General features: G+C 70.2%; 17 protein-coding genes. 11 read left to right on the top strand and 6 right to left on the bottom strand.

Annotated elements, in window-relative coordinates:
- Positions 1 to 41 precede the first annotated feature (41 nt).
- On the bottom strand, positions 42 to 1,193 hold the full coding sequence (locus B118_RS0112895) for an alkaline phosphatase PhoX (protein ID WP_018812635.1): 1,152 nt from the start codon (positions 1,191 to 1,193) through the stop codon (positions 42 to 44).
- Between the two features lie 307 nt (positions 1,194 to 1,500).
- On the opposite strand from B118_RS0112895, the gene B118_RS0112890 reads away from it, so the two are divergent.
- The 3 genes from B118_RS0112890 to B118_RS0112880 all read left to right on the top strand — a co-directional run bounded on the left by B118_RS0112890 (position 1,501) and on the right by B118_RS0112880 (position 3,179).
- Positions 1,501 to 2,598 (top strand): 3-deoxy-7-phosphoheptulonate synthase, encoded by a 1,098-nt coding sequence (locus B118_RS0112890; protein ID WP_018812634.1) that lies wholly within the window; start codon positions 1,501 to 1,503, stop codon positions 2,596 to 2,598.
- 39 nt (positions 2,599 to 2,637) lie between these two features.
- Complete coding sequence (locus tag B118_RS0112885) at positions 2,638 to 2,883, top strand: hypothetical protein (protein ID WP_196230348.1); 246 nt, start codon at positions 2,638 to 2,640, stop codon at positions 2,881 to 2,883.
- Positions 2,884 to 2,972: 89 nt separating this feature from the next.
- Entirely contained in the window at positions 2,973 to 3,179 is a 207-nt protein-coding gene (locus tag B118_RS0112880) for a hypothetical protein (protein WP_018222912.1), read from the top strand.
- A 103-nt stretch (positions 3,180 to 3,282) separates the two neighbouring features.
- Here B118_RS0112880 and B118_RS0112875 read toward each other — a convergent pair whose 3' ends face one another.
- From B118_RS0112875 to B118_RS0112865, 3 genes are read right to left on the bottom strand one after another with little or no spacing between them, the layout of a single operon-like run.
- Positions 3,283 to 3,804: a DUF1360 domain-containing protein gene (locus B118_RS0112875; RefSeq protein ID WP_018222911.1), complete on the bottom strand. Its 522-nt coding sequence runs from the start codon at positions 3,802 to 3,804 to the stop codon at positions 3,283 to 3,285.
- A 51-nt stretch (positions 3,805 to 3,855) separates the two neighbouring features.
- Positions 3,856 to 4,173, bottom strand: a complete 318-nt coding sequence (locus B118_RS0112870) for an SRPBCC family protein (RefSeq protein ID WP_018222910.1) — start codon at positions 4,171 to 4,173, stop codon at positions 3,856 to 3,858.
- Entirely contained in the window at positions 4,173 to 4,496 is a 324-nt protein-coding gene (locus tag B118_RS0112865; protein ID WP_018222909.1) for a DUF6158 family protein, read from the bottom strand. Before B118_RS0112865 ends, B118_RS0112870 begins: the two co-directional genes overlap by 1 nt.
- A gap of 122 nt (positions 4,497 to 4,618) precedes the next feature.
- Between B118_RS0112865 and B118_RS0112860 the strand changes: the two genes are divergently transcribed.
- From B118_RS0112860 to B118_RS0112850, 3 genes are all read left to right on the top strand, one after another.
- A complete protein-coding gene (locus B118_RS0112860) occupies positions 4,619 to 5,032 on the top strand; it encodes a hypothetical protein (protein ID WP_018812633.1) in 414 nt (137 codons plus the stop codon).
- Positions 5,033 to 5,056: 24 nt separating this feature from the next.
- Positions 5,057 to 5,392: a DUF3817 domain-containing protein gene (locus tag B118_RS0112855; protein ID WP_018222907.1), complete on the top strand. Its 336-nt coding sequence runs from the start codon at positions 5,057 to 5,059 to the stop codon at positions 5,390 to 5,392.
- A gap of 178 nt (positions 5,393 to 5,570) precedes the next feature.
- Positions 5,571 to 6,542: a C40 family peptidase gene (locus B118_RS0112850; protein ID WP_018222906.1), complete on the top strand. Its 972-nt coding sequence runs from the start codon at positions 5,571 to 5,573 to the stop codon at positions 6,540 to 6,542.
- 59 nt (positions 6,543 to 6,601) lie between these two features.
- Here the strand turns inward: B118_RS0112850 and B118_RS0112845 are convergent, their stop codons facing one another.
- Positions 6,602 to 7,594 (bottom strand): sigma-70 family RNA polymerase sigma factor, encoded by a 993-nt coding sequence (locus B118_RS0112845; protein WP_026185740.1) that lies wholly within the window; start codon positions 7,592 to 7,594, stop codon positions 6,602 to 6,604.
- 449 nt (positions 7,595 to 8,043) lie between these two features.
- On the bottom strand, positions 8,044 to 8,733 hold the full coding sequence (locus tag B118_RS0112835; protein ID WP_196230347.1) for a dTMP kinase: 690 nt from the start codon (positions 8,731 to 8,733) through the stop codon (positions 8,044 to 8,046).
- Positions 8,734 to 8,891: 158 nt separating this feature from the next.
- Here B118_RS0112835 and B118_RS0112830 point away from each other — a divergent pair, with 158 nt between their 5' ends.
- The 5 genes from B118_RS0112830 to B118_RS0112810 are packed head-to-tail and all read left to right on the top strand — an operon-like array spanning position 8,892 to position 11,193.
- On the top strand, positions 8,892 to 9,476 hold the full coding sequence (locus B118_RS0112830) for a nucleotidyltransferase family protein (protein ID WP_018222902.1): 585 nt from the start codon (positions 8,892 to 8,894) through the stop codon (positions 9,474 to 9,476).
- Positions 9,473 to 9,751 (top strand): hypothetical protein, encoded by a 279-nt coding sequence (locus B118_RS0112825; protein ID WP_018222901.1) that lies wholly within the window; start codon positions 9,473 to 9,475, stop codon positions 9,749 to 9,751. Before B118_RS0112830 ends, B118_RS0112825 begins: the two co-directional genes overlap by 4 nt.
- Before the next feature lie 10 nt (positions 9,752 to 9,761).
- The gene (locus B118_RS0112820; protein ID WP_018222900.1) at positions 9,762 to 10,538 is read left to right on the top strand and encodes a metallophosphoesterase family protein; all 777 of its coding nucleotides are present in this window, start codon (positions 9,762 to 9,764) and stop codon (positions 10,536 to 10,538) included.
- Positions 10,529 to 10,672: a GPGG-motif small membrane protein gene (locus B118_RS32380; protein WP_018222899.1), complete on the top strand. Its 144-nt coding sequence runs from the start codon at positions 10,529 to 10,531 to the stop codon at positions 10,670 to 10,672. Before B118_RS0112820 ends, B118_RS32380 begins: the two co-directional genes overlap by 10 nt.
- Before the next feature lie 2 nt (positions 10,673 to 10,674).
- A complete protein-coding gene (locus B118_RS0112810; RefSeq protein WP_018222898.1) occupies positions 10,675 to 11,193 on the top strand; it encodes a TspO/MBR family protein in 519 nt (172 codons plus the stop codon).
- Positions 11,194 to 11,341 lie beyond the last annotated feature (148 nt).

The raw sequence follows: 11,341 nt of genomic DNA, 5'->3' as shown, positions 1-11,341 counted from the left end.
GGGCCCAACACGCTGGCTCAGCCGCGGGCCCCGCCGCTCGCTCAGCGGAACGGGCCGCGTACCTCGTAGGTGATGCCGCCGGAGGACCATCCGGAGGTGCCGCGCTGGGACGAGAAGTAGAACCGGGTGCCGTCGGGCGAGAACGCTGGACCGCAGATCTCCGACCGGGACTGACCGGTGATCCGCAGGAACGGGGCGACGACCTCGTCCGGGGTGATGATGTTGATCTCCATGTTCCCGCCGTCCTCGGCGACGTAGAGGTCACCGCCAGCGCTACCGGTGATGTTGTCCACCCCGGTTAGCGGGGCGGTACCGGAGACCAACGAGTCGTCGTACGCGAGGTCGATCCGCTCGTTGACCGCGTCGTACGCCCAAACCCGGTTGTCCCCCTTCGTGGTGAACCAACAGGTCCCGTCGGCGTACCAACAGCCCTCGCCGCCGTTGAATCGCTTCGCCCCGGAGACCTGGTCTCGGGTGTGCCTCGGCCAGCCGTCCGGGTCGGGCACCGGGGCCCAGGACACCGGGCCGCTGGTGGCGGTGCCAGCCACCAGCACCTCCAGGGTCCCGGCCGAGAGGTCACCCCAGGTCGTCGGCCGGAACCGGTAGAGGCAGCCGTCGCGCTCGTCCTCGGTGAGGTAGATCACCTGTCGAGTTGGATCGCAGGCGGCGGCCTCGTGCTTGAACCGACCCATCGCGTCCCGCCGTAGGGCGTCCGCGCCACCGGTCGGGTCGGTCTCATAGACGTAGCCCCGACTGACCTCCTCGCAGGAGAGCCAGGTCTCCCACGGCGTCGCCCCACCCGCGCAGTTCTGCCGGGTGCCCGACAGGATCTGGTAGGCCGAGGCGACACTGCCGTCGGCGTCGAACCGGATCGCCGACGCGCCCCCGCCGGGGGTGATCTCCGAGTTGGAGACGTAGATCCAGCCGGCACCGGCGGCGAAGCAGGCGCCGCCGTCGGGCGCGTCGTGCCAGGTGTGGGCGGTACCGGTGACGGCCTGCCGGGAGCGGGCCACGATCCGACTGGTGAATCCCACGGGCAGCTGGATACCCAGGGCGTCGGCCGACTGCAGGGGCCCGTAGGGGCTCTCCCCGGGCTGGGCGGGGTCGGCCAGCGCGGCGCCAGCCCAGAGGCTGCCGGAGAAGGCCGCGGCGCCACCGGCGACGCCAACGCGGAGCAGAGTACGACGATCCATCGAAAACCTCCGGGAGGGGGAGTGGTCGGTCGTTGGCACCACAAACCTATCGAAATCTCCATCGAAGCTGGTAAAAATCAAATGAGTATTTCTGGACGGGCGGGTGGCCGTTTCCGTCGAGTCAGGTAGACTCACTGACGTGACACGCTCGTATCGATGGTTTAGGCAGCCGGCTCCCGCCGGTGACCTCATCGTGAGCTGAAGTCACCCGCACGAGCCGGCAAGGCAGGAGCTTCCGCTCCTGCCTTTTTGCGTACGAGCAGCCGGCTCTCCCGGGCACCGGCCCCGGGCACGGTCCGGCGAAGGGATGCCCACCGTGACCACCTCCGAGACGAACCGGATCAGCGACCAGCGGATCGACCGCGTGGTGCCGCTGACCACCCCGGCCCTGCTACACCACGAACTCCCCCTGGACACTCCGCTCACCTCGGCCGTGCTGACTGGCAGACGGGCCGTCGGCCGGGTGTTGGACCGCACCGACGACCGCCTCCTGGTAGTGGTCGGCCCCTGTTCGGTACATGACCCGGTCGCCGCCCTCGCCTACGCGCACCGACTCCGCGAGCTCGCCGATCGACTCGCCGACGACCTGCTCGTGGTGATGCGGGTCTACTTCGAGAAGCCGCGCTCGACCGTCGGCTGGAAGGGGCTTATCAACGACCCCGGCCTGGACGGCTCCGGTGATGTGAACACCGGCCTGCGCCGAGCCCGGGCGCTCCTGATCGACGTGCTGCGCCTGGGTCTTCCGGTCGGCTGCGAGTTCCTCGACCCGATCACCCCGCAGTACATCGCCGACACGGTGGCCTGGGGCGCGATCGGCGCCCGGACGGTGGAGAGTCAGGTGCACCGCCAGCTCGCCTCCGGCCTGTCGATGCCGATCGGAATGAAGAACCGTCCCGACGGCAGCATCTCCACCGCGGTGGACGCCATCCGGGCGGCCGGCGTGCCGCACGTCTTCCCCGGCATCGACGCCTCCGGCACCCCGGCGATCATGCATACCCGCGGCAACACCGACGGCCACCTGGTGCTCCGCGGCGGCGGTAATCAGCCGAACTACGACGCCGAGTCGGTGAACGACGCGCTGGCGCTGCTGCGCGCCGCCGGGCTTCCCGAACGGCTGGTCATCGACGCCAGCCACGCCAACAGCGGCAAGGACCACCGAAACCAACCGCTCGTCGCCGCCGACGTGGCCGCCCAGCTCGCCGGCGGCCAGCACGGCATCGTCGGCGTCATGCTGGAGAGCTTCCTGGTCGCGGGTCGGCAGGACCTGGACCCGACCCGTGAGCTGACGTACGGACAGTCGATCACCGATGCCTGCATCGGCTGGGACACCACGGAGCAGGTCCTGGCCAACCTGGCGGCCGCCGTACGCACCCGGCGGCGGGCTCCGGCCGTCACCCCGGTCTGATCTCCGGGCGGGTGGTTTACCGGTTACGGCCCCGGGTAGTTGGGCGCCGTGACCGACAACCCACCCGTAACCGCGGTGCCCGAGACCGAGTCGGACCTGCGCCGTCTCGACGACCTCCTCGAGGATCTCTACCGGGGCCAGGAACGGATCAGCCAGGGCGACATCTACCGGCGGGCGGTCGCCGCACAGATGCCGGCGGAGCTGCTCACCCGCATCTGCGGGCTGCCCGAGGGCGAGTACTCGGTAGACGAGGCGGCCGACCTGCTGGGCGGGTCGGCCACCTGACTGGGCCGCGGCCGACGAGCCGGGCCGCCGGTCCGGCGATGCCCGGCGACGGGTGTGCAGCCCGGTGATCCGACGCGAAGGAGAGTGACATGTCCCAGCCCGCCCGGCGGCATTCGGAGCAGCAGGAACAGCTCGCGGCTCTCGGCCAGCCGCCGGAGGGCCGGGACACCCTGCCGGAGCCGGACTTCGCCCGGGAGCACGATGTCACGGCGGTTGATCGAGACATCATCACCGGCGCGGACGCCGACGAGCGGGAGGAGGAGTCTCCCCGAGGTTGGTCGGGCGAGGAGAGCTGAGCGCCTGCTCCGCTCGGCGCAGGCCGAGAGGTCGCACGATCGCGGCGGTCCGGTTGCCCGGACCGTCGCGATCGTGCGACGGAGGTCAGCCGGCTGACTGACCCTAGCTCCGCTCGGCCGCCTGCTGCGCCATCGCGTGCGCCAACTGGAGGAAGTCCGACGCCGTCATAGCGGTGAGAGCGGTGGCGACGAGCCGGGTCAGCCGCGGCGTCAGCACCAGTCCTCCGGTGAGCCCGGTAGCTACCCAGACGGCCAGGCAGAACGGGCAACTGAGCAGCTCACCGACAGCGTGTCGGGTGGAGCTGCCCGAGTCGCGCACCTCCTCCATCACCTCGCCGCTGCCGATCGGGCGGGCGTAGCGGGTGAACGGGGCCCGCAGCGGACTGGTCACGGCCTCTTTGGTGAGCAGCCGGCTGAGTTTGTAGGTCGCGATGGCCAGCAGGACCACGTCGGCCGTCGCGGGCCGCTCCGGCAGCGGCCGTCGAGTGGCCTTCACCAGCCCGGCGATCGCGGACGTCACCCCAGCGTAGGCTCCCATGGCCACCAGATAGCCGCCGAGCGGCCGGTACTCGTGTGGCGCGTAGGCCCGACGCAGACGGGTCACCTTCGCCTTCAACTCGGTCACCGCTTCCTCGGTCTGGTCGCCGAGCCGAACGGCTCGACGGTTGCCCCCGGCTCAGCCCGCCTGCAGGTTGTCGGCCACCGCTTGGGCGAGGTCTTCCAACGCCTCGTCCACCAGCCGCTCGGCGGTGCCACCGGTCAGGTCGAGCCGGATCCACGCCCCACCGGCGTCGGCCGGGTCAACCCGGATCTCGGCGGTCCAGTCCCCGGTGGCCCGCCAGCGGGCCGTAAGCTCCGTCGGACGGATGTCAGTGGCCGGTCGGCCGTCGGCGCGAAGCGGCTCGGGGAGCCACGCCGACATCCGGTTCGGGTCGATCGCCGTGTTGAACACGACCTCCGGGGGGGCCGAGATACCCCGCTCGGCTGACGCCATCACGACTCCCGTAGTCGGCTCGGGTCGACCTCCCGCCCCGGACGCCGGGCGAGATACTCGGTCTCGAGCTCGGCGGTCCGCCGCAGGTGGGTGGCGAGCGCCGCGTCGGCGGCGTGCCGCAGGGTGTCCAGCCGCGTTCGGTGCAGGCTGTGCAACTCACGGATCAGGTCGGCATCGCCGAGTTCGGCAGGGTCGACGCCGAGCACCTCGCCGTCGGAGTCCGCGGTGCCGGAGGCCCGGTCGTGCAGGTGGTCCCCGTCCCATTCGGGCATCCGCTGCTCCGGGCTCGGGTACTCATCCCGCCGCACGGATCCGGTCATCATCGCCCCCTTCACTGTTCTGGGCTGGCGTCTGGCCGGATGCCCACCCGAGGGTGCCGGCAAACCAGCCCGCCGCGAGGACACGGCTGTCGGAACGCGCCCGCGCCCCCGGTACCCTCGAGGCCATGAAGCGGCTCTGGACCCCGGCGTGGATCGTGCGCCACGTGGCCCTGGTCGTGCTCGTCGTGGGCTTCCTCGGGCTCGGCTGGTGGCAGCTCAGCCGTGCGGCCGGCGGCAATCCGATCAGCTGGGGATACGCCGTTGAATGGCCGGTTTTCGCCGGCTTCGTCGTCTTCGTCTGGTGGCGGGAGGTCCGCCAGGAACTCCGCGGGCCCGAGGCGCCGGGGCCAGCGGCGGAGACCACCGAGTCGTCCACGACCGCCGAGCCGACCCGGCTGGCGGTGCGCCGGCCGGTACGGGCCAGCCGTACCGCGGCCACCGTGCCGGACAGTGACGATCCGGAGCTCACCGCCTACAACCGCTACCTGCGGTGGTTGACCGACAATCCGGGTGCTCGACCCGGCGACTACCCCGGCTAGGCCGGGTCGGAAGGACGGACGACGGTGGGCGCAGCCCTGACCCGGTACCGCGTGATCGCCTGGATCGTCGGCGTGGTGCTGATCCTGCTCATGGTGATCGGAATGCCGCTCAAATACGGCTTCGACTACCCGCTCGTGGTGGAGACGGTGGGCCAGGCCCACGGCTTCCTCTACATGGTCTATCTGGTGGCCGCCTTCGACCTGTCCCGGCGAGCGGGCTGGCCGTTGTCCCGCATGATTCTAGTGATGTTGGCGGGAACCGTTCCGTTCGTCTCCTTCTTCGCTGAGCGGCGGGTGAGCAGGTGGGTGACCGCGCAGGCCGCGATTCCGGAGCCGGTTGCCAACACCCCCGTCCGATAGAGGTTCACGTACTTCCGTCTGGCAACAATCGCCTCAACTTCCCCTGCGGTTCACTCCTGCCCCGGGTTACCTTGTCCGGGTCGGCCCGCTCGACGCCGTCCGTCCGGAGGGCACGGGTCCGGCGCCGCTGGGGCCTCCGCCCCTACCCGGTGGCTGGTGGGAGAAGGAGCCGTCGCACTTGCCGTCCGTCCGGAAACGACTTCCCGCCCTCGCCGTCGCGGCGATCTCGGCCACGCTGGTCGCACCGGTCGCGCCCGCCCAGGCCGAGCCCTCCCCCGCCGAGCTGACCCGGCGGATCGAGAAAGCCTCCACCGAGCTGGAGCAGGTCGTGGAGGCACACAACACCCTCGCCGAAGACCTCAAGACAACCAAAGCCACCCTGGCCCGGTTGACTGCCCGGCTGGGCCCGCTGGAGCAACAGGTCGCGCGGGGCCGGGCCGAGGTCCACCAGCTGGCGGTGGCCGCGTACAAGACCGGTGAGCTCGGCACCGCCACCGCATTACTACGCCCAGACGACGCCACGACCCTGGTCAACCGGTTCACCACCGTCGACCGACTCGCCCAGGAGCGGCAGCAGCGCATCACCACCTTCACCGACGACCAGCGTCAGCTCCTCGCGCAGCGGACCCGGCTGGAGGAAACCGTGGCGAAGGTGACAGCGCAGGCCCGAGGGCTGGCCAGCACCCGCGAGCGGATCGAGCGCGACCTGGCCGACCTGTACGAGCTGCGCCGGCAGGCGTACGGCCGGGCAACCGAACCCGCCGGAGCCGACCCGGACCAGGTCCGAGCGGCACCACCGGTCTCCGGCGCGGCCGGGGTGGCGGTGCGGTACGCGTACGGGGCGCTGGGCAAGCCCTACCGGTGGGGCGGGGACGACGGCGCCGGGTACGACTGCTCCGGCCTGACCTCGGCGGCGTGGCGAGCGGCCGGGAAGTCGCTGCCGCACAGCACCCGCCGGCAGTGGAAGGTGGTGGCGCACCTCAAACGCCACGACCTGCGCCCCGGCGACCTGGTCTTCTACCGTGGGCTCGGGCATGTCGCCCTCTACGTGGGCAGTGGTCAGATTATCGACGCCCCCACCGCGGGGCGCAATGTACTCAAGCGCGACATGAACATCATGCCGATCGTGGGGTACGGCCGGGTCCGCTGACCAGCACCCGCATGAGTAGGGTCGGGCCGGCGCCCCGACGGACGCCGGCCCGGTACCGCTCAGGCTGCTGTCTGTAGCCCTTCGGCGCGGGCCAGCTCACGCAGCCGGCCGAGCGCCTGAATCTCCAACTGCCGGATCCGCTCCCGCGAGAGCGAAAACCGGGAGGCCACCTCGGTCAGCGAGTGCTCCCGACCGTCCTCGAGGCCGTAGCGGGCGCGCATGATGCCCGCCGACCGGTCGTCCAGGTGACTGAGGAGGCCCTCGATGCGCTGCCGCTCCAAGCCAGTGAGGACGATCTCCTCCGGTGACGGCGCGTCGGTGTCGGCGACCAGGTCACCGAGGTTGGTGTCGCCGTCGTCACCGACCGGCGTATCCAACGACACGGTGTCCTGCGACCAGCGAACCAGCTCGTTGACCCGCTCGACGGTGACGCCGAGCGCCGTCGCGATCTGCTCCGGCTCCGGGTCGCTACCGAGCTCACGGGTGAGCTGCCGGGCCATGTTCCGCATCCGGTTGACATCTTCCACCAGGTGCACCGGCAGCCGCACGGTGCGCTCCTGCTGGGCGATCGCCCGGCTGATCGCCTGACGGATCCACCAGGTCGCGTAGGTGGAGAACTTGAAGCCACGCTCGTAGTCGAACTTCTCCACCGCCCGGACCAGGCCGGTGTTGCCCTCCTGGATCAGGTCCAACATCGGCATCCCGGAGCGGACATACCGTCGGGCGATCGACACGACCAGTCGCAGGTTGGCCCGGATGAACAGGTCCTTGGCCCGCGCCCCGTCAGTGACCAGTCGTTGGAGTTCGGTCTTCTCGACGCCGGCCGGGACGCGGTCCTCGTCGAGCAGATGCTCGGCGTAGAGGCCGGCCTCGATCGCCTTGGAGAGATCGACCTCCGTGGCGGCGTCCAGCAACGGCGTCCGGGAAATCTCGTGAAGGTAGACGCCGACCAGGTCGCGCTCCTCGGCGACCTCGTCGGTCCGCATGCCGATATTCTTGTCCACGTTGCTCACGGTCCCCTCGCTCGCGCCGGTTGCCCGGTTCCTTGCCATCCCCACGTCCGCCAGCTCCCTCCCCGTACCTTCCGCTGCTGCTCGTCGGCGCTGACACCTGCACAACAGTTGAGACGCGTCAGGGATTCCATTCCGTGAGTCGAACGTGTCACGAATGCCTGATAATTAGCTGAGAGCAGGGTCCATATTTGCTGTCAGCACCTCAGCTGGCGGCCCTGAGCCGAGCACGACGTCCGATAGCTGGATCGACGGCCGCCGGCCAGGCCAGGTCCAGGCCAGGTCCAGGTATGAGGCAACACCACCCCGACCAAGGGCACAGCGACCCGGGTCACCACCGAGCTGCGATCCTGGTCACGCCCGGATCTGCCACGGCGGCCCGGTCGGTTCATCCACACCCGTGGTGATACCCCACGCCCGGGTGAACAATCCGCGGGCGGGTTCCCGGCCGGGCCGGGGCCAGCCGGCGGCCACCCCACCACTCGTGCCGATCACCGCGGCACCGGAACCCGAGCCGGCTCCGGCGCCGCGCCCAACCAACTGTGCAGGTGCTCCCTGATCTGCCGGGTCACTTCGTCCGCCGGACGGTCCGCATCCACCAGCACGAAGGTGGGGTGCTCTGGCAGACTCCGGTACGCGCGATCCGCCGCGACCAGGTATCGCATGCTCTCGTGGTCAGTGCCGCGCCGCTCGATCCGCCGGTACGCCTCGACGGGGTCAACAACCAGCAGAAACGTCACCTGCGGTCGGGGGAAGACGCGGTAGCCGAGCCGGGCCAGCCGCTCCCACCGGTGACCGCCGTGCGCCCGGATGCTCGCGTACTGGCAGGCGGAGTAGCGGTCCATCACCGCGACCCGGCCGGTCAGCCGGCGCCCCAGCAGGGCGGCGGCGATGGCAAGCCAACGCAGAACGGACTCTGCGGCCAGGAGGCCAGCCCGCCCGAGGAGCCGCTGCGCGTCCCGCCGACCCAGCCGCCGCGCCACCCGGCCGAGGAAACGCCGACCACCGGCGTTGCGATGATAGGTGGCGGGAAGCCCGATCGCGGTCAGTCCCGCGGCCAGCCGGTGGGCCTGCGTCGTCTTACCCGAACCGTCGATGCCGATCAGGGCGACGGCACGCAGTCGGGCCCTGCCGCGCCGCAATCGGGCCCTGCCGCGTCGCGCCACCTTGGAATCGGCCACCCTGCACACGCTATCCGACCCATGCTCACGCTCTTTCGACCTATCCACCACCTTTGGCGGCAGGTGACGCTTTCCCGCGCGCTGCGCCAGGTGTGGCAGACCACGATGCCGGGTACCGACCTAACACCTCCTCCCGACCACCAGGAACGGAGAGCCAGATGGCCGAGCGCGGGGCCGAGACCCTGGTGCACACGCTGAAAAAGGTCGCCGCCGTGCTCAAGCAGGAAGACATCCCCTTCGCGCTCGGCGGCAGCTTCGCGGTCTACGCGCACGGCGGCCACTCCAGCGAACACGACGTCGACTTCCTGATCCGGGAGGCAGACGTTGACCAGGCCCTGGGCGCCCTGGTCGCGGCTGGCTTCCTCGCCGAGCGCCCGCCCGAGGACTGGCTGGTCAAGGTCTTTGACGACGACCGCGCGGTGGACCTGATCCACCGACCCATCGAAACACCGGTGACGGACAGCACCTTCGTCGAGACCATCATCCGGCCGGTGGACGCGATCCACATGCCGGTGCTCTCGGCGACCCAGCTGATGGTGCACAAACTGCTCAGCTTCTCGCAGCACTACTGCGACTTCACCCGGGGCCTGCCCCTGGCTCGCTCCCTGCGCGAGCAGATCGACTGGGAACGGGTATGCCGGGACACACGCCACTCGCCGTACGCCGAGGCGTTCCTGGTGCTGCTGGACCGACTCGAGGTGGTGGCGTACGCCGGCACCCCGGAACGAAGGGAGACACCGTGACCGAACACCACGACGTTGCCACGCGACGGGCGACCGACGAGTACGTCGCAGCCGAAATTCACCGGCTCCTCGCCGAGGACCCCGACGTGGCCGAGCAGGGCATCACCGTGGTCCGCCGGGAACTCGGCCTGGTGTTGCACGGCGAGGTGGAGAGCGTGCAGCGCCGGGACGAGATTCTCCGGCGGGTCGCCGAGCACTTTCCGGAGCTGGCGGTCACCAGTGACATCGGGGTGATCCGCGCGCACCCGCCCACGGAGATCGAACAACTGCCCTGAGGGAGACCCGATGGTGATCCGAATCGCCGCCGTGGGCGACGTGCATCTGGACGAGGACGTGGTTGGCCGCTTCCGGCCGGCTCTAGAGGAGATGCCGAATTACGCCGATGTGCTGCTGCTCGCCGGTGATCTGACCCGCCACGGCACCGAGGCGGAGGCGCGGTGTGTGGCACGCGAGTTCGGTGGCCTGGGGGTGCCGGTGGTGGCCGTACTCGGCAACCACGACTACCAGTGCAACGAGGTACCGCAGGTGGTGGAGGTGCTTGAGGCCGCTGGCATCACCGTGCTGGAGGGGAACGGGACGGTGTTGGACTGCGGCGGCAGCCGGCTCGGCGTCGCCGGGGCGAAGGGGTTCGGTGGTGGCTTCGCCGGGCGGTGCGCCGCGGACTTCGGCGAACCGGAGATGAAGGCGTTCGTGAAGGCCAGCACCGACAGCGCGGACGCGCTCGGGGCCGCCCTGCACTCCCTCGACTGCGACCTGCTGGTGGCCCTGACCCACTACGCCCCGGTGCCCGACACGCTGGCCGGCGAGCCGCCGGAGATCTATGCCTTCCTCGGCTGCTACCAGCTGGGCCAGGCGATCGACTCCGCCCCCACCGCACTCGCCCTACACGGACATGCTCACCACGGGACCGAACGCGGCACCACACCCGGAGGAGTACGGGTGCGGAACGTGGCACACCCGGTGATCAAACAGGCGTACAGCGTCTTCCACCTGGGTGAGCACCTCGAACCGGGCGAGGTTTCCCGGATGGGCAGCCTGGGTACTAGGCCGGCGTGGAGCTGATTCTCTGGCTGATCTCGGTCGTCCTGGTGGTGGCCGGGATTCTCGCCCTGTTCCGACAGCGGATCCTGTGGGGAGTCGTCCTCATCGTCGGTGGCCTGCTGGTCGGACCGGGTGGGGTCAACGTCATCAGCTGACGGTGGAGCGAAAGCACTCCCGGGTGCACCAGAGCGCGGGTAGGTCCGAGGCGGCCGGTGATCGACGCCGGTGGTGGGCCCCACTTGGTTTCGGCGCGGCCGTCTGCTGCGCTGCCGCGATCGGCGGACTGGCGGTCCGCGACAGCAGCACCGACTACGCCGGCCTGGAGCAGCCTGCCTGGGCGCCCCCGGCGGGAGTGTTCGGCCCGGTCTGGACGGTGCTCTACGCGATGATCGCGGTCTCCGGCTGGCTGCTCTGGCGGCGCGGTGGCTTCGGTTCCGCGCTCTGGGCGTGGAGCACCCAGCTGGCGCTCAACGCGGTGTGGAGCCCGCTCTTCTTCGGAGCCGGTCAGTACGGGCTGGCGTTCGCCGACATTATTCTCTTGTGGTCGGCGATCGGCGGGACCGTCCTGCTCTCCTCCCGGATCTCCCGGGTCGCCGCGATTCTGCTGCTGCCGTACTGGGTCTGGGTCTCCTACGCCGCCCTGCTCAACCTGGCCATCTGGCGGCTCAACGCCTGACCGACCCGGCCATCGCATCGACGTTTTCAGATCGTTACCCGCTCGTGTCGTCTTCGGGGTAGACCACACCAGCCGCAAACGCTTTTGTGTGGAGCACGCCCATCGGACCGGCGCCAGGTCTGTCGTACCGACCCGCGCCGGCCAGGAA

This window comes from Salinispora pacifica CNR114 (genome assembly GCF_000514775.1).
Lineage (GTDB): Bacteria > Actinomycetota > Actinomycetes > Mycobacteriales > Micromonosporaceae > Micromonospora > Micromonospora pacifica.
This window is presented reverse-complemented; position numbering and strand designations above follow the sequence as displayed.